Origin of the sequence: Massilia sp. IC2-477 (assembly GCF_020707265.1) — a bacterium.
In the GTDB taxonomy this organism is placed as follows: Bacteria; Pseudomonadota; Gammaproteobacteria; order Burkholderiales; family Burkholderiaceae_D; genus Telluria.
Genome location: NZ_JAJFEQ010000015.1, coordinates 1 through 18,091, shown reverse-complemented (window position 1 = coordinate 18,091; position 18,091 = coordinate 1). Strand labels below are relative to the sequence as shown.

Below are 18,091 nucleotides of genomic sequence, written 5' to 3'. Positions count from 1 at the left end.
TTCTCTCATGTTTGATCAGGCAAACATGATAAAAATTGAAACACATGCATTCCACCCCCTCCGGTGGGGGAAGCGCTTACATGCGCGAGATGGCCGGACGCAGTATGGCCAGCAGTCCCGCTTCCGAGGTGCAGCCGAACTTCTCGTAGACCGCCTTCACGCAGTCGCGCAGCACGGCGTCGCTGACGTCCATGCGGCTGCGCGCGGCTTCGCGGCCGCCTCCGAGACCCATCCAGAACGCCACCTCCATCTGCTGCGGCGACAGCTCGACGCTGCCCAGCGCGCGCCAGATCCGCAGCGGCATGGGCACCACGAATTTCAGGAAGATGCCGACGGTGCGGCTGTGGATGGCGTCGTAGGAGCCAGCGCTCATCCACTGCGCGCGCGCTTCCAGCACGCCGCCGGCCAGTTCGAGGGTTCCCGCCGGCAGGCGCCAGGGATAGCGCTCGCCGTAGACCACCGATTCCACCAGGCGCAGGCAGAACGGCGGCAGCGTACGGCGGTCGAACACCTGCTGCTCCTGCGAGGCCAGCTGGTCGAGCAGCGCGCCGGCCGAATCGCTCAGGAACAGGATGTCGCCATTGGTGGTGGCCAGCAGCATGGCCTCGTCCTCGATCACGCCGGACAGGCCGATGCCGGCGCCGCCGTTGATACCGACTGCGTTGCGCAGCGCGTGGTCGAAATAATTGGCGACGCGGCCCAGGTCTTCCTCGTCGTCCGTGTCGAAGGCCGGACCGCTGTCGCGCAGCAGCGTCAGGGTGCCGAGCGGGTTCGATACGGGCCCCAGGCGCGCCTCCAGCACGTGGGCCGCGCGCGCCCGCGCCTCGGCGGGCAGGACGCCGAAGTCCACCGAGTCGCCATAGAAGTAGCCGTTCGGCGGCGGCAGCACGCCGAGCACATTCGCCTCCTGCACGTCTTCGGGCGACTGCTGCGCAAGCAGGTACAGCTGGGACGCGCTGTTCGGAATCAGCTCGCGCACCAGCTCCAGCGCATCGGGAATGAGGGTCATCAGGTGCAGGCCGCCGGAACACAGGATGCGCAGGCGGGCCCACTGGCGACTGTTCTTTTTACGGGACACAGCAGAATACAGATGTCAGGGATTTAACAATAGTGCTGAGTTCCAGCAACAAAGTCAACCTGGAATCAACTTACGCCTGCAATATCTGGTTCCTGTGCGGTGGGCGTTGAACTCGGATGACACTGCGGCAGCTGGGCCAGGATGTCGACCAGCGCCCGGAATTCCACCGGCTTGACCAGGTGGTGATCGAAGCCCGCCTGCTTCGACAAATCGCGGTCGCGCGCCTGGCCGTAGCCGGTGAGCGCGATGAAGCTGGCCGTCGGATGCTCGCGCCGGAGGCGCCGCGCCAGCTCGTAGCCGGTCATGTCGGGCAGGCCGATGTCGAGGATGAAGGCATGGGTGCCCGCGATCTCGGTGGACGCCAGGGTGCGCATGGCGCCGTCGAACACGTGGACGGTGTGGCCCTGCTCGCGCAGCAGCACCGCCAGCGACTGGGCCGCATCGACGTTGTCGTCGACGATGGTGATGGTGCACGCCGCCACCGGCCGGGCCGGCGATTTGCGGCGCAGCGGAGACGGCGCCACCGCGCCGTCGGCCTCGGTGGCCAGCGGCAGCAGCACGGAGACCGAGGCGCCCAGGTTGGGACCGTCGCTGTGCGCTTCCACCTGGCCGCCATGCATCTGGACGATGGTCTTCACCAGCGCCAGGCCAATCCCGAGGCCGCCCTGCGAGCGGTCCGGAGTCCGTTCAGCCTGGGTGAACAGGTCGAACACGTGCGGCAGCAGCTTGGCGTCCATGCCGGCGCCGTTGTCGATCACGGTCATGCGCGCCTGCTCAGGACCTGCCTCCAGGCGCAGGATGATCTTGCCGCCGGCCGGCGTGTACTTGGCGGCGTTGTTCAGCAGGTTGACCAGCACCTGCACCAGGCGCGTGCGGTCGCCCACTACCGCCACCTGACGCGTGGGCATCTCCACGCTCAAAGCGTGGTTCTTGGCCTCGATGTGCGGGCGCGCCTGCTCGACGGCCGAGCGCAGCACAGAGGTGAGTTCCAGGGTTTCGGTTTCCAGCTTAACCAGGCCGCGGGTGACGCGCGAGACGTCCAGCAGGTCGTCCACCAGTTCCGTCATGTGGCGCACCTGGCGCGAGATGATGTTGCCGGCCTTGAGGCGCAGGTTCTCGTCCACGGTCGGCATCTTGAGCAGCTGGGCCGCATTGGTGATCGGCGCCAGCGGGTTGCGCAGTTCGTGCGCGAGCATGGCGAGGAACTCGTCCTTCATCTTGCTGTGGCGCTCGGCCTCGGCGCGCGCGGCGCGTTCGCTGGCCAGGATGCCTTCGCGTTCCTTGGCGGCGCGCTGCGCCAGCTCGTACAGGCGCGCGTTGTCGATCGCGACCGCGGCCTGCGACACGAAGCCGGAGATCAGCCCCTCGGTGCGCTCGTCGAACATCTTCGGCTGCGAGTGGCCGAAGAACAGCCCACCCAGCACTTCGCCCGAGCGCGACGAGACCGACGCCGCCAGGTAGCTGCGCACCGGCAGATGCCCTTTCGGCATGCCATGGTGCGGGCCCATGCGGCCGTAGCGCGGGTCCTTGGTGATGTCGTCGCTGCGGACCGGCGGCCCGCCTTCGAAGGTAGGTGCGAAGACGGCCGTGGGGCGCGGGTGGCCCAGCTTTTCGAAGGCTTCGCGCGGGGCGCCACTCAAGGTGTAGAGCAGGTAGGCGTCGCCATTCGCGTCCTTGCCGTTGTAGAAGAAGGAGCCGAATTCGGCGCCGGTCAGTTCGGTGGCGGCGTCGGTCACGGCCTGCAGCAGGGTGTCGATGTCGAGCGTGGAGGCGAGCACGCTGCCGGCGCGGTTCATCAGCTCGAGCATGCGCGTCTCTTCGCGCAGCGCCTCCTCGGCGCGGATGCGACGCAGCGCTTCCCAGGTGCGGCGCGCCAGGTCTTCGGCCAGGGTGCGTTCGTCGTCGGTCCAGCGGTACGGATGATCCTTGTACAGGAAGCCGGCGCCGTGCAGGCGGTCGCCGTCCTTCAGCGGAATCACCACCACCGAATGGATGCCGAGCATGATGCAGGGCTTGGCCACGGCCGCGCATTCGGGATCGGTCGAGACGTCGTCGATGCAGATCGTGGTGCCGGCGCGCAGTGCGTCGAGCTGGCTTGGCGAGAGCATGTCGACCGGCAGCGTGCCCTGGGCGCCGCCGGTTTCGACGCCGTCCTTCCACTCTTCCTTGACGGTGAAGGTGCGCTTGTCCTCGTCGAGTTCGACGTAGGCGACGTTCGAGTTGGCGAAGTATTCGCTGGTGAGGCGAATGGTGGCCTTCAGCATCGGGCCGAATTCGGTTTCGCGGCGCAGGGTATCGGCCAGTTTGATCTGGTAAGCGCGACGGCGCTCGCCCAGCACGGCCTTGGTGATGTCGGCAAAGGTGACCAGCACGCCCTCGACCTTGCCGGTGTCGCCGTAGATCGGGCTGTACGAATAGCTGAAGTAGCAGGTCTCGTAGTAGCCGTAGCGGTTGATCGTCAGCGGCAGCCCTTCCGAGCCGAGCGCCTCGCCCTGGCGCACCTGTTGCCACATGGGGCCGATGGTGGGCCAGATCTCGGACCATGTGACGCGCGAATCGTTACCGAGGGCGTTGTCCTTCTTGTCGCCGAGGATGGGGATGTAGGCGTCGTTGAAGAACTGGACGTAGGCGTCGCCCCAGGCGAGATAGGCCGGCAGGCGCAGGTCGAGCACGGTGCGCACGGCGCTTTTCAGGCTTTGCGGCCAAGTTGCCACCGGACCGACGGCCGTGGTCTCCCAAGGGAAGGCGCGCATCTGGCGCTCCATTTCCGACATGGTAGTGGATGCGCTGGCGGCGTCCGGCGTCGTGTCAAAGGGCCAAGGCATAGTGCTCGGTGGGCAAGAAATGTGGATAGATCGCTAACTCAGCAGCGCATCATAGCAGTCATTACCACGGATGGGCGTACGGATGAGTTAAGTATGCAACATTTGGATGGGAAAGTGTGACATTACCCATGATGGATAAATTGCGGCTGGGCGCGACGGAATGTCCGTGAATGTCGGGGAGTCGCTCTAGAATGGATTCGTGAGCTGCACGTATTTTCTGCGGCATGTTGCCAGCAAAGGAGTCGTCGTGAACCGTTCTGCCCTCTTCCTCGTCCTCTTCGGCCTGATGGCGACGCCTCTGGCGCATGCCGACGAGCCGTCCGTCTGCAAATCGGTGTGCACCTCAGAAAAGGAGCAGTGCACGGTGCGGGCGCGCAAGCTCACCGAACTCGACAAGTTGCCGACGCCGGAAGAAAAGAATCCGTTTGCGCAGACCGCGGAGCGTGCAGGACAGCTTCCGTCGGAGTCTGGGCGTGCGACAGAGCGTCTTGCGGCGCAGCGGCGCAACCGTGAGCGGACAGATGCCTGCGATGCCACTTACATGCGCTGTACCAGGGCCTGCGCTCCGGTAGTCGCCCCTGCTGCCGAGCAGGCGACGTCGGCAAAGCAGTCTGGGTAACCGGCGCCACCGCCGTGTCAGGCGGCGTGTTGCCAGGATATCCCGTACGGCAGTTCAGGCGGGCCGAATACAAAATGCAGGATGCGGCGCCGGCTGCTTCCCTGCGCTTTGGGTGACGCATGCAGCACCAGGGGGCGCATCGCGAGGACGTCTCCCTGCCCCATCTCACAGCTGACAAGCGGCCCTGCCTGACGACGGGTCACCGCCTCCTCCGCCGATAGTCGACCATGTCGATGGGAACCCGGTATGAACTGAAGTGGGCCGTCATCGTTCGAACACGGGTCGAGGTGAACGCGCAGGGCAACCAGCTGCTCCAACAACGTGGCCGGCGGCTGGACGAATATGCCGCCCTCCTTTTCCGACCAGCCGCGCAGGGCCGGATGCTCGACGCGGGCGGCGACCGGAATGCTCAGATCCTGGTGGATGGGTACCAGCCAGTTACGCTCGATAGACTTCTCGAAATACGTGCATTGGACGGCGACAAAGTTACCCGGGACGACGTCTGCAAGGCCGGGATGCCGGCGCAGACGCCCGGCTAGCGTACGGCACCATTCCTCGGCCAGCAGGCAGCGGGTGCCGGCGGCATCGGGGTCGAGTGTGCCGGTCAAGGCCTCAATGTCGTTGCATTCGTCCGTGGATAGGACGCATGGAACGCTGGCGAATCCGTCGGCATCGAACTGTTCTCTCACCATGGCATGACTGTGGTTGGCGGTGATGCCAATGGTACGCGATCGCTCGATGATTGCGAGGCAAAAAAAACGGCACCCCTCAGGGTGCCGTCTTCAATTCAGCTTACTAGCTCAGACGATCACTCGCCATCACCATGATGCTGCTCGACCGAAGCCGCAGCCTGCTGCTGGTCTTCCATCGCCTGCAGCTCGGCGGCCATGTTGGCCTTCTCCTGCTGCAGCAGTGCCTGGCGCTCTTCCGCCTCCCACACTTCCTTTTCCTTGCGGGCGCGGTGGAATGCCAGGCCGGTACCGCCAGGGATCAGGCGGCCGACGATGACGTTTTCCTTCAGGCCGCGCAGACCGTCGCGCTTGCCCATGATCGCCGCTTCGGTGAGGACGCGGGTGGTTTCCTGGAACGATGCGGCCGAGATGAACGAGTCGGTCGACAGCGATGCCTTGGTAATACCAAGCAGCACGTTTTCGTACTGCGCCGGCAGCTTGCCGACGGCGTTGACCTTGTCGTTCTCTTCCAGCAGCTCCGAACGCTCCACCTGCTCGCCGACGATGTAGTCGGTGTCGCCGGCATCGGTGATCTGCACACGACGCAGCATCTGGCGAACGATCACCTCGATGTGCTTGTCGTTGATCTTCACACCCTGCAGACGGTACACGTCCTGCACTTCGTCCACGATGTAGCGGGCCAGCGCTTCGATACCCAGCAGGCGCAGGATATCCTGCGGATCGGCCGGACCGTCGACGATCATCTCGCCCTTGTTCACCACCTGGCCGTCGTGCACCAGCACTTGCTTGTCCTTGGTGATCAGGAACTCGTGCTTGTTGCCGTCCATGTCGGTAATTTCCAGACGCTGCTTACCCTTGGTCTCCTTACCGAATGCCACGGTACCGGTGACTTCCGCCAGCATGCCCGCGTCTTTCGGCGAACGTGCTTCGAACAGTTCGGCAACGCGCGGCAGACCACCGGTAATGTCACGGGTCTTCTGCGATTCGGTCGGGATACGTGCCAGCACTTCACCCACCGAGACTTGCTGACCGTCCTTCACCATGATCAGCGCGCCGACCTGGAAGCCGATCGTCACGGCGTGTTCGGTGCCGGCGATCTTCACTTCCTGGCCTTCTTCGTTCAGCAGCTTGACCTGCGGACGCAGGACCTTGCCCGAACCGCGGCGCTTCGGATCGATCGCGACCAGGGTCGACAGGCCAGTCACTTCGTCCACCTGGCGAGCGACGGTGACGCCCTCTTCCACGTTTTCGAACTTGATGGTACCTGCGTACTCGGTAATGATCGGACGGGTCAGCGGATCCCAAGTCGCCAGGGCGGTACCGGCCTTCACAGCCATGCCATCCTTGACGATCAGGGTCGCGCCGTACGGCACCTTGTGGCGCTCGCGCTCACGGCCGTGGTCGTCGGTGATCAGGACTTCGCCCGAACGCGAGATGACGATCTGCGCGCCCTTGCCGTTGGTGACGTAACGCATCGTGGCGGTGAAGCGCACGGTGCCGTTCGACTTGGCTTCGACCGACGATGCCACTGCTGCACGCGATGCCGCACCACCGATGTGGAAGGTACGCATGGTCAGCTGGGTACCCGGCTCACCGATCGACTGTGCTGCCACGACACCGACTGCTTCGCCGGCGTTGACCAGCATGCCGCGGCCGAGGTCGCGGCCGTAGCACTTGGCGCACAGGCCGAAGCGGGTGTCGCAGTTCAGCGGGGTGCGGACCTTCACTTCGTCGATGCCGACGCGTTCGATCTCTTCCACCATGTCTTCGTCCAGCAGCGTGCCGGCTTCGAACAGGGTTTCCTGGGTTTCCGGATTCACGACGTCGGTACCGGTCACGCGGCCGAGGATACGGTCGCGCAGCGGCTCGATGACTTCACCGCCTTCGACCATCGCCTTCATGTGCGTGCCGTTGGTGGTGCCGCAATCGTCCTCGATGACCACCAGATCCTGGGTCACGTCGACCAGGCGGCGGGTCAGGTAACCCGAGTTCGCGGTCTTCAGTGCCGTATCCGCCAGACCTTTACGAGCGCCGTGGGTCGAGATGAAGTACTGCAGAACGTTCAGGCCTTCGCGGAAGTTCGCGGTAATCGGCGTTTCGATAATCGAACCGTCCGGCTTGGCCATCAGGCCTCGCATACCAGCCAGCTGGCGGATCTGCGCTGCCGAACCACGGGCGCCCGAGTCGGCCATCATGTAAATCGCGTTGAACGATTCCTGGGTGCCTTCGGTGCCGTCACGCTTGGTGACCGGTTCCACTTTCAGCTGGTCCATCATCGCCTTGCCGACTTCGTCCGAGGTCTTGCCCCAGATGTCGACGACCTTGTTGTAACGCTCGCCGGCGGTGACCAGACCCGAAGCGTACTGCTGCTCGATCTGCTTCACTTCCGCTTCGGCGGTTGCGATCATGCCCTTCTTGACGTCCGGGATCAGCATGTCGTCGACGGCGATCGAGATGCCGGCGCGGGTCGCCAGGCGGAAGCCCGACTGCATCAGCTTGTCCGCGAAGACGACGGTCGCACGCAGGCCGCACTTGCGGAACGACGTGTTGATCAGCTTCGAGATTTCCTTCTTCTTCAGGGCGCGGTTCAGCACCGAGAACGGCAGGCCTTTCGGCAGGATCTCGGACAGGATCGCACGGCCGACGGTGGTCTCGTAGCGGGTCAGGGTCTGCACGAATTCGCCGGTAGCCGGATCCTTCGGGTTCTCGACGATACGCACGGTGATGCGGGTCGCCAGTTCGACTTCCTTGTTGTCGTACGCGCGGATGACTTCCGACACGTCCGGGAACAGCATGCCCTCGCCCTTGGCGTTGATCGCTTCGCGGGTCGCGTAGTACAGACCCAGCACGATATCCTGCGACGGGACGATCGACGGCTCGCCGTTCGACGGGAACAGGATGTTGTTCGACGCCAGCATCAGGGTGCGCGCTTCCATCTGCGCTTCGATCGACAGCGGCACGTGGACTGCCATCTGGTCACCGTCGAAGTCGGCGTTGAACGCCGCGCAGACCAGCGGGTGCAGCTGGATCGCTTTACCTTCGATCAGGACCGGCTCGAACGCCTGGATACCGAGACGGTGCAGGGTTGGTGCACGGTTCAGCATGACCGGGTGTTCTTTGATGACTTCTTCCAGGATGTCCCAGACCACCGGTTCCTGGATTTCGACCAGCTTCTTGGCAGCCTTGATGGTGGTCGCGAGACCCATCAGTTCCAGCTTGTTGAAGATGAAGGGCTTGAACAGTTCCAGGGCCATCAGCTTCGGCAGGCCGCACTGGTGCAGTTTCAGCTGCGGACCGACCACGATGACCGAACGGCCCGAGTAGTCGACGCGTTTACCCAGCAGGTTCTGACGGAAACGGCCGCCCTTACCCTTGATCATTTCAGCCAGCGACTTCAGCGGACGCTTGTTGGCGCCGGTCATCGCTTTGCCGCGACGGCCGTTGTCCAGCAGCGAGTCCACTGCTTCCTGCAGCATGCGCTTTTCGTTACGCGTAATGATTTCCGGAGCGCGCAGTTCCATCAGGCGCTTCAGACGGTTGTTACGGTTGATGACGCGGCGATACAGGTCGTTCAGGTCGGAGGTAGCGAAACGGCCACCATCCAGCGGGACGAGCGGACGCAGCTCCGGCGGCAGGACCGGGAGCACTTCCATGATCATCCACTCAGGCTTGATGCCCGAGCGCTGGAACGCCTCGAGCACCTTCAGGCGCTTGGCGTATTTCTTGATCTTGGCTTCGGATTTCGACTCTTTCAGCTCGACGCGCAGGGCTTCGGCATCGCGGTGGATGTCGATCGAGCGCAGCAGTTCACGGATGCCTTCGGCGCCCATGAATGCGGTGAAGTCGTCGCCGTACTCTTCGTACTTGGCGGCGTAGTCGTCTTCCGACATGATCTGGCACTTCTTCAGCGGGGTCATGCCCGGATCGGTCACGACGTATGCTTCGAAGTACAGCACGCGTTCGATATCGCGCAGGGTCATGTCCAGGACCATGCCCAGACGCGACGGCAGCGATTTCAGGAACCAGATGTGGGCGGTCGGCGAGGCCAGCTCGATGTGGCCCATGCGCTCACGGCGCACTTTAGCGAGCGTGACTTCGACGCCGCACTTTTCGCAGATGACGCCGCGGTGCTTCAGGCGCTTGTACTTGCCGCACAGGCATTCGTAGTCCTTGATCGGGCCAAAGATCTTGGCGCAGAACAGGCCGTCGCGCTCAGGCTTGAAGGTGCGGTAGTTGATGGTTTCCGGCTTCTTGACTTCGCCGTAGGACCACGAACGGATTTTCTCGGGCGACGCCAGGCCAATCTTGATGGCGTCGAAGCTTTCGTTCGTTTGAACTTGCTTGAATAGATCGAGCAGTGCTTTCATGTATCACTCCAGGTGATTGAATTCTTTACTGAGTACTACTACCGCCAGTTCTCACCGATTTTCGCCGGTGCTTGCTGAACCCACTTACCCTTGAAAGCGTCATCCCGGCGCAGGCCGGGATCCAAGTTTGCCGGTCAACTCACCGGGCTTAGGCCCCAGCCTGCGCCGGGGCGACGATTCAAGGGCAGCAGGCCGAGCCCGAAGGCTGGCGGCCATGCCGGCCCTGCTTAGCTGCGCTCGAGATCGATATCGATACCCAGCGAGCGGATTTCCTTCACCAGCACGTTGAACGATTCCGGCATGCCGGCGTCGATCACGTGGTCGCCCTTGACCAGGTTCTCGTACACCTTGGTACGGCCATTCACGTCGTCCGACTTGACGGTCAGCATTTCCTGCAGCACGTAGGACGCGCCGTAGGCTTCCAGTGCCCACACTTCCATCTCACCGAAGCGCTGGCCACCGAACTGGGCTTTACCACCCAGCGGCTGCTGGGTCACCAGCGAGTACGGGCCGGTCGAACGGGCGTGCATCTTGTCGTCGACCAGGTGGTGCAGCTTCAGCATGTGCATGAAGCCGACGGTGACCTTGCGCTCGAATGCTTCGCCGGTACGGCCATCGAACATCGTGACCTGGTTCTTCGACGGGGTCATGCCCAGGTTGGCAGCGATGTCGTCCGGGAAGGCCAGGTCGAGCATGCGGCGGATATCCTGTTCGTGGGCGCCATCGAACACCGGGGTCGCGAACGGCACGCCGCTCTTGAGGTTGTGCGCCAGGCTCAGGATTTCTTCATCGCTGAAGCTGTCCAGGTCTTCCTTGCGGCCGGTTTCGTTGTAGATCTTTTCCAGGAAGATACGCAGCTCTGCCGCCTTTGCCTGCGCCGCCAGCATTTCGCCGATGCGCCAGCCGAGGCCCTTGGCAGCCCAACCGAGGTGGGTTTCCAGGATCTGACCGACGTTCATACGCGACGGAACGCCCAGCGGATTCAGCACGACGTCGGCCGGACGGCCGTCCGCCATGAACGGCATGTCTTCCACCGGCACGATACGCGAGACCACACCCTTGTTACCGTGGCGGCCTGCCATCTTGTCGCCCGACTGCAGGCGGCGCTTGACGGCCAGGTAGACCTTGACCATCTTCTGCACGCCAGGCTGCAGCTCGTCGCCCTGCGTCAGCTTCTTGCGCTTCTCTTCGAAGGCCAGGTCGAACTGGTGGCGCTTCTCGTTGATCGATTCCTTGATCGCTTCCAGCGCGTTCGCAGTGTCGTCGTCGGCCGGACGGATGTCGAACCAGTGGAACTTGTCCAGGTCCGCCAGGTAGTCGGCAGTGATCGCAGCACCCTTCGCCAGCTTCTTCGGACCGCCGTTGACCACTTTACCGATCAGCATGCGCTCCAGACGCTGGAAGGCGTCGCCTTCCACGATACGCATCTGGTCGTTCAGGTCCAGGCGGTAGCGCTTCAGCTCGTCGTCGATGATCTGCTGGGCGCGCTTGTCGCGCTGGATGCCTTCGCGGGTGAACACTTGCACGTCGATGACGGTGCCGACCATGCCCGACGGCACGCGCAGCGAGGTGTCCTTCACGTCCGAGGCTTTTTCGCCGAAGATCGCGCGCAGCAGCTTCTCTTCCGGGGTCAGCTGGGTCTCGCCCTTCGGGGTGACCTTACCGACCAGCACGTCGCCGGCTTGCACTTCGGCGCCGATGTACACGATGCCCGATTCGTCCAGGCGCGCCAGCTGGTTCTCGGCCAGGTTCGAGATGTCGCGGGTGATTTCTTCCGCACCCAGCTTGGTGTCGCGGGCGACCACGCTCAGTTCCTCGATGTGGATCGAGGTGTAGCGGTCGTCCTTGACCACGTTTTCCGAGATCAGGATCGAGTCTTCGAAGTTCAGGCCGTTCCACGGCATGAACGCCACCAGCATGTTCTGGCCGAGTGCCAGTTCGCCCAGGTCGGTCGATGCGCCGTCGGCGATCACGTCGCCGCGGACCACGCGATCGCCCACTTGCACGATCGGACGCTGGTTGATGTTGGTGTTCTGGTTCGAACGGGTGTACTTGATCAGGTTGTAGATGTCCACGCCGACTTCGCCGGCTTGCGCCTCGTCGTCGTTCACGCGGATCACCACGCGGCCCGCATCGATGTAGTCGACCACACCGCCACGCAGTGCCTGCACGGTGGTGCCCGAGTCGACCGCCACGGTGCGCTCGATGCCGGTACCGACGACGGCTTTTTCCGGACGCAGGCAAGGCACGGCCTGGCGCTGCATGTTGGCGCCCATCAGTGCACGGTTCGCGTCATCGTGCTCGAGGAACGGAATCAGCGACGCTGCAACCGACACGATCTGGCCCGGGGCCACGTCCATATACTGGATGCGTTCCGGCGAGACCAGGATGGTTTCGCCTGCTTCACGCGCCGACACCAGTTCGTCGACCAGCTGGCCTTCTTCATTGATCGCGGCGTTTGCCTGCGCAATGATGTAGCGGCCTTCTTCGATCGCCGACAGGTATTCGATCTTGTCGGTCACCTTCGAACCGTCGACCTTGCGGTACGGGGTTTCCAGGAAGCCGTATTCGTTCAGGCGGGCATACAGTGCCAGCGAGTTGATCAGGCCGATGTTCGGGCCTTCAGGCGTTTCGATCGGGCACACGCGGCCGTAGTGGGTCGGGTGCACGTCGCGCACCTCGAAGCCTGCGCGTTCGCGGGTCAGACCGCCCGGGCCAAGAGCCGAGACGCGGCGCTTGTGGGTGACTTCCGACAGCGGGTTGGTCTGGTCCATGAACTGCGACAGCTGCGACGAACCGAAGAATTCGCGGATCGCGGCCGAGATCGGCTTGCTGTTGATCAGGTCGTGCGGCATCAGGTTGTCCGCTTCGGCCTGGCCGAGGCGTTCCTTGACGGCGCGTTCCACGCGCACCAGGCCGGCACGGAACTGGTTCTCAGCCAGTTCGCCGACGCAACGCACGCGGCGGTTGCCCAGGTGGTCGATGTCGTCGACTTCGCCGCGGCCATTGCGCAGCTCGACCAGGATCTTGATCACGGCCAGGATGTCGTCGTTCGACAGGGTCATGTCGCCCACGAGTTCGTCACGGCCGATACGGCGGTTGAACTTCATGCGGCCGACAGCCGACAGGTCGTAGCGTTCCGGGCTGTAGAACAGGCCGTTGAACAGCGCTTCGACCGATTCTTCGGTCGGCGGTTCGCCAGGACGCATCATGCGATAGATCGCCACGCGAGCGGCGGTCTGGTCGGCGGTGTCGTCGGTGCGCAGGGTCTGGGAGATGTAGCCGCCCTGGTCCAGGTCGTTGGTGTACAGGGTCTGGATCGCCGAGACGTTGGCGTCGCGCAGCTTGCCCAGCAGCTCTTCGGTCAGCTCGTCGTTGGCCACGGCGATGACTTCGCCGGTATCCTGGTCGACGATGTTCTTGGCCAGCACGCGGCCCAGCAGGTAGTCTTCCGGCACGGAGATCGACTTGATGCCGGCGGCTTCGATGTCGCGCACGTGCTTGGCGTTGATGCGCTTGTCCTTGGTGACAATGGTCTTGCCCGACTTCGGATCGACGATGTCGAAGCGCGCGACTTCGCCGCGCAGGCGTTCGGACACGAACTCCAGCTCGCCGCCTTCATCGCGGAGATTGAAATTGTCGAAGACGAAGAAGTTCGCCAGGATCTGTTCCGGCGTCATGCCGATGGCCTTCAGCAGGATCGTCACCGGCATCTTGCGGCGGCGGTCGACGCGGAAGAACAGGATGTCCTTCGGGTCGAACTCGAAGTCCAGCCACGAGCCGCGGTAAGGAATGATACGTGCCGAGAACAGCAGCTTGCCCGACGAGTGGGTCTTGCCGCGGTCGTGTTCGAAGAACACGCCCGGCGAGCGGTGCAGCTGGGAGACGATGACGCGCTCGGTACCGTTGATGACGAACGAACCGTTCGTGGTCATCAGCGGCAGTTCGCCCATGTACACTTCCTGCTCTTTCATTTCCTTCACGACCGGCTTGGTCGGCGATTCCTTGTCCAGGATCACCAGACGCACCTTGGCGCGCAGCGGCGACGCGAAGGTAAGGCCACGCTGCTGGCACTCTTTCACGTCAAACGCAGGGTCGCCCAGCACATAGGACAGGAATTCGAGGCGCGCAAAACCATTGTGCGACACGATCGGGAAGATGGAGGTGAAGGCGGACTGCAGGCCTTCATTCTTGCGCACGGAGGGAACGGCGTCCGCTTGCAGGAAATTCTCGTAGGATTCGAGCTGGGTAGCCAGAAGATAGGGAACGTTGTGAACGTTGGCGCGCTTCGCGAACGACTTGCGAATGCGCTTCTTCTCAGTAAATGAGTAGTGCATGGACACTCCGTGAGTGACAGAAAGGATGAGAATTCAGGAATTGCCAGTGGTGGTCGCACCACACGCAAGGCCTGAAGCCTCTGCTTTCCCGTCAGGTGATTAAGACAGCCGTACTGCTGTGTTACGATATTTCCGACTTCTGCTGCTGAGACTACTTTTGTTGCTTATCGGCACCTGACGCAAACGTTTGTTTCAGGGACGACAAAAGAGCCAAAGCCGCATCCCCTCCCTTTCGGCAGGTTTGCAAGCTTTGACTCCCGCGCTGGGCACCCTGGAGTGCCCATTGCAAATGCATTACTTCAGATCGGCCTTGGCGCCAGCTTCTTCCAGCTTCTTCTTAGCGGCTTCAGCTTCAGCTTTCGGCAGAGCTTCTTTCACGGTCTTCGGTGCGCCGTCGACGACGTCTTTGGCTTCCTTCAGACCCAGGCCGGTGATTTCACGGACGGCCTTGATGACGCCGACCTTGTTCGCGCCGACTTCGGTCAGCACGACGTTGAACTCGGTCTGCTCTTCAGCAGCAGCTGCGCCGCCAGCGGCGCCGCCAGCTGCCGGTGCTGCCATTGCAGCTGCCGACACGCCGAACTTCTCTTCGAATGCCTTCACCAGGTCGTTCAGGTCCATGACGGACATTTCGCTCACTGCGTTCAGGATATCGTCTTTGCTAATTGCCATTTGAAACTCCAAATATGTTGTGTGTGTAGTTCAGGTTGGTACTTGAGAAAAAAGGCGCGGCTATTAAGCTGCGGCGGTTTCTTCGGCTGCTGGAGCAGCTGCGGAACCTTCGCCTTTTTTCGCTGCCAGGGCAGCCAGACCACGTGCAAAGCCCGAAACCGGTGCCAGCATGACGCCCAACAGCTGCGAGATGAGGACTTCACGGGACGGGATGCTTGCCAACGCGGTAACGCCAGCTACATCGAGCTGCTTACCTGCGTAGTTACCGGCTTTCACGACCAGCTTGTCGTTGGTTTTGGCGAAGTCATTGATGACTTTCGCTGCTGCAACGGCGTCGTCCGAGATCGAATAGATCAGCGGACCGGTCATGGAATCAGCCAGCGGGGCAAACTGCGTGCCTTCGACAGAGCGACGAGCCAGCGTGTTCTTCAGAACACGCAGGTACACGCCCTGGGCACGTGCGGATGCACGGAGCTTGGTCAAGTGAGCAACCTGGATGCCACGGTACTCAGCCACGACGATGGTTTGCGCGGTTGCTACTTTCGCGCTCACTTCTTCGACGACGACCTTTTTGTCATTCAGATTAAGACCCACGGTCAATCTCCTTAAATGATGCAAGCAACAGCGCCTGCATCGGTTCGAACACGGCGTCCGAAGTTAAGAAGCCAATCTGACGCGGATACATTCACGCAGCGTGGACTACAAAACTTGTTCGGGTACACCATCTGCGTTGGGTGGTCTATTAACCTCCGGCTCAACCTCTGCCATCGGCCCAACGGTCTTTGACTGCCTGCCGGAGCGGTGAATTGCCCCGACAGCCCAAAGATGCGCCCTGCGTTGAAGCTGCAGGGACTTAATACGAGAAACTTGGTTCCCGGCCTTCGCCGGGACGACGACCGCGCTTTCGCGCAGTCATCGATTAAGCAGCAGCGATCGAAGCGTGGTCGACGCGGACGCCGGCGCCCATGGTCGACGACAGGGCGACCTTGCGCAGGTACACGCCCTTCGAGGTTGCCGGCTTGGCCTTGTTCAGGGCGTCCAGCAGTGCTGCCAGGTTGGTCTTCAGCTGGTCGTCCGAGAACGACTTGCGGCCGATGGTGGCGTGGATGATACCTGCCTTGTCGGTACGGTACTGGACCTGACCAGCCTTGGCGTTCTTGACGGCGCCAGCCACGTCCGGGGTCACGGTGCCGACCTTCGGGTTCGGCATCAGGCCGCGCGGGCCCAGGATCTGACCCAGGGTACCAACGATACGCATGGTGTCCGGCGAAGCGATCACGATGTCGAACGGCATGTCGCCGGCCTTGACGCGCTCTGCCAGGTCTTCCATACCGACGATGTCGGCGCCGGCTGCTTTGGCAGCTTCAGCCTTGTCGCCCGAAGCGAAGACAGCGACGCGCACGGTCTTGCCGGTGCCTGCTGGCAGGACGACCGAACCGCGGACGACCTGGTCCGACTTCTTCGGATCCACGCCGAGCTGGATCGACACGTCGATCGACTCGTTGAACTTGGCGGTGGCGAATTCCTTGACGATCGACACAGCGTTGTCGAACGCGTAGACCTTGTTGCGGTCCACTTTATCTTTCATTGCTTTAACGCGCTTGGACAGCTTAGCCATTACACACCCTCCACCGTGATGCCCATCGAACGTGCCGAGCCAGCGATGATACGCACTGCGGCGTCCATGTCGGCGGCGGTCAGGTCCGGCTGCTTGGTTTTTGCGATTTCTTCAGCCTGTGCACGGGTCAGCGTGCCAACCTTGTCGGTATGTGGCTTCGGCGAACCCTTGGCGATGCCAGCGGCTTTCTTGATCAGGTAGGTTGCCGGCGGGGTCTTCATCACGAAGGTGAAGGACTTGTCCGCGAAGGCGGTGATCACGACCGGAATCGGCATGCCCGGCTCGAAGCCTTGGGTCTGGGCGTTGAACGCCTTGCAGAATTCCATGATGTTCAGACCGCGCTGGCCCAGTGCCGGGCCGATCGGTGGGGAGGGGTTTGCCTTACCGGCTGCGACTTGCAGCTTGATAAAGCCAATAATCTTCTTTGCCATGTCTGGCTCCTAAGTTGGCATTGAGTAGTAGCGCCCCACCGCTACTACTCTTCGGCGGGGCTCCTCTTACCGGATTCCGCCTTGCTGCTGCGACGCTCCGATTCGGCGTTTTAGACTTTCTCTACCTGCCCGAACTCCAGTTCCACCGGAGTTGCGCGGCCGAAGATGGTGACAGAGACACGCACCTTCGATTTTTCGTAGTTGACTTCTTCGACATTGCCGTTGAAGTCGGTGAACGGGCCTTCCTTGATGCGGACCTGCTCGCCCACTTCGTACAGGACTTTCGGACGCGGCTTTTCGACGCCTTCCTGGACCTGCTGCATGATCTTGTCGATCTCGCGCGCCGGGATTGGCGTCGGCTTGTTCGACTTGCCACCGATGAAACCGGTGACCTTGCTGGTGTTCTTGACCAGGTGCCAGGTCTCGTCCGTCATTTCCATCTCAACCAGGACATAGCCCGGGAAGAAACGACGCTCGGAGACGGCCTTGGTGCCGTTGCGCATTTCGACGACTTCCTCGGTCGGAACCAGGATCTGGCCGAACTGCTGCTGCATGCCGGCGCGCTCGATGCGCTCGGTCAGGGCGCGCATGACGCTCTTTTCCATGCCGGAGTAGACGTGGACGACGTACCAGCGCTTGTTGTTGACCGGGACACTCACGGGAGCCGCACCAGCGTCTTGCGCCGGGTCTTGGCCCGGCGCATTGTCTTGCACGTTTTCGCTCATCAGTTTTTCCATCCCAGGACCAGGTCGTACAATACGAACTCCAACACCTTATCCGTGCCCCACAGGAAAATCGCCGTCACGACCACGAAGGCAAACACGATGCCGGTGATCTGGGTGGCTTCGCGGCGGGTAGGCCACACAACTTTCTTGGTCTCGCGCACCGACTCCTTGGCGAAGTTCAGGAAATCACGACCAGTGGTGGAAGTCCACAAAAGCAGGACAGCAAAAACTAAACCAGCCACGAGGGCGCCGGCGGCGACCAAGGCTGGTTTGTTCTGGCCTTTCAGGTAAAAGAACCCGACAACGCCTGCAATCGTGGCAACTACCGCCAGGGCGACCTTGAACTTGTCATTCGAGGTGCTGACAGTTTGCACGGATTGATTGGACATCTTCTTTTCTTTCGATGCTTGCGCACCAGAATTCGGTGGCAGGGGCGGAGGGAATCGAACCCGCGACCTTCGGTTTTGGAGACCGACGCTCTGCCAATTGAGCTACACCCCTACGAAAACTTCTCGCTGAATCCAGCATTATACATGGCACGCGCGTGCCAGGCAATGCTGTTGGAGGGAAGCGTTGTGACGCTTCCCTCGCGCATCACCTATTAGGCGATGATCTTGGCAACCACGCCGGCGCCGACGGTACGGCCGCCTTCGCGGATTGCGAAGCGCAGACCTTCTTCCATCGCGATCGGAGCGATCAGCTTGACGGTGATCGACACGTTGTCGCC

Annotated in this window: 12 protein-coding genes, 1 tRNA gene and 1 pseudogene; 1 reads left to right on the top strand and 13 read right to left on the bottom strand. The window is 62.3% G+C overall.

Annotated elements, in window-relative coordinates; all coding sequences use genetic code 11:
• Nucleotides 1-76: 76 nt before the first annotated feature.
• Nucleotides 77-1,078: a hypothetical protein gene (locus LK542_RS22690; RefSeq protein WP_227813690.1), complete on the bottom strand. Its 1,002-nt coding sequence runs from the start codon at nucleotides 1,076-1,078 to the stop codon at nucleotides 77-79.
• Nucleotides 1,079-1,143: 65 nt separating this feature from the next.
• Nucleotides 1,144-3,903, bottom strand: a complete 2,760-nt coding sequence (locus tag LK542_RS22685; RefSeq protein ID WP_227813689.1) for a GAF domain-containing protein — start codon at nucleotides 3,901-3,903, stop codon at nucleotides 1,144-1,146.
• Nucleotides 3,904-4,150: 247 nt separating this feature from the next.
• Here LK542_RS22685 and LK542_RS22680 point away from each other — a divergent pair, with 247 nt between their 5' ends.
• The gene (locus tag LK542_RS22680) at nucleotides 4,151-4,522 is read left to right on the top strand and encodes a hypothetical protein (protein ID WP_227813688.1); all 372 of its coding nucleotides are present in this window, start codon (nucleotides 4,151-4,153) and stop codon (nucleotides 4,520-4,522) included.
• A 17-nt stretch (nucleotides 4,523-4,539) separates the two neighbouring features.
• Here the strand turns inward: LK542_RS22680 and LK542_RS22675 are convergent, their stop codons facing one another.
• The 11 genes and pseudogenes from LK542_RS22675 to LK542_RS22625 form a co-directional block, all read right to left on the bottom strand.
• Nucleotides 4,540-5,214, bottom strand: coding sequence for a phytanoyl-CoA dioxygenase family protein (locus LK542_RS22675; protein ID WP_227813687.1), 675 nt, complete (start codon nucleotides 5,212-5,214; stop codon nucleotides 4,540-4,542).
• A 116-nt stretch (nucleotides 5,215-5,330) separates the two neighbouring features.
• On the bottom strand, nucleotides 5,331-9,581 hold the full coding sequence (gene rpoC / locus LK542_RS22670) for a DNA-directed RNA polymerase subunit beta' (RefSeq protein ID WP_227813686.1): 4,251 nt from the start codon (nucleotides 9,579-9,581) through the stop codon (nucleotides 5,331-5,333).
• A gap of 227 nt (nucleotides 9,582-9,808) precedes the next feature.
• On the bottom strand, nucleotides 9,809-13,918 hold the full coding sequence (rpoB, locus tag LK542_RS22665) for a DNA-directed RNA polymerase subunit beta (protein ID WP_227813685.1): 4,110 nt from the start codon (nucleotides 13,916-13,918) through the stop codon (nucleotides 9,809-9,811).
• Nucleotides 13,919-14,212: 294 nt separating this feature from the next.
• Nucleotides 14,213-14,590, bottom strand: coding sequence for a 50S ribosomal protein L7/L12 (gene rplL / locus LK542_RS22660; protein ID WP_227813684.1), 378 nt, complete (start codon nucleotides 14,588-14,590; stop codon nucleotides 14,213-14,215).
• A 63-nt stretch (nucleotides 14,591-14,653) separates the two neighbouring features.
• Complete coding sequence (gene rplJ / locus LK542_RS22655) at nucleotides 14,654-15,184, bottom strand: 50S ribosomal protein L10 (RefSeq protein ID WP_227813683.1); 531 nt, start codon at nucleotides 15,182-15,184, stop codon at nucleotides 14,654-14,656.
• A 325-nt stretch (nucleotides 15,185-15,509) separates the two neighbouring features.
• Entirely contained in the window at nucleotides 15,510-16,208 is a 699-nt protein-coding gene (gene rplA / locus LK542_RS22650) for a 50S ribosomal protein L1 (protein ID WP_227813682.1), read from the bottom strand.
• On the bottom strand, nucleotides 16,208-16,639 hold the full coding sequence (gene rplK, locus LK542_RS22645; protein ID WP_227813681.1) for a 50S ribosomal protein L11: 432 nt from the start codon (nucleotides 16,637-16,639) through the stop codon (nucleotides 16,208-16,210). Before rplK ends, rplA begins: the two co-directional genes overlap by 1 nt.
• 110 nt (nucleotides 16,640-16,749) lie before the next feature.
• On the bottom strand, nucleotides 16,750-17,364 hold the full coding sequence (nusG, locus tag LK542_RS22640) for a transcription termination/antitermination protein NusG (protein WP_227803310.1): 615 nt from the start codon (nucleotides 17,362-17,364) through the stop codon (nucleotides 16,750-16,752).
• Nucleotides 17,364-17,753 carry a preprotein translocase subunit SecE gene (gene secE, locus LK542_RS22635; RefSeq protein ID WP_227803309.1) on the bottom strand — a complete coding sequence of 130 codons (390 nt, stop codon included), beginning with the start codon at nucleotides 17,751-17,753 and terminating at the stop codon, nucleotides 17,364-17,366. The genes nusG and secE overlap by 1 nt, the downstream gene beginning before the upstream one ends.
• 36 nt (nucleotides 17,754-17,789) lie before the next feature.
• Nucleotides 17,790-17,865: transfer RNA gene (locus tag LK542_RS22630), tRNA-Trp, on the bottom strand.
• A gap of 100 nt (nucleotides 17,866-17,965) precedes the next feature.
• Nucleotides 17,966-18,091: pseudogene (locus LK542_RS22625) on the bottom strand (elongation factor Tu); the annotation flags it as partial.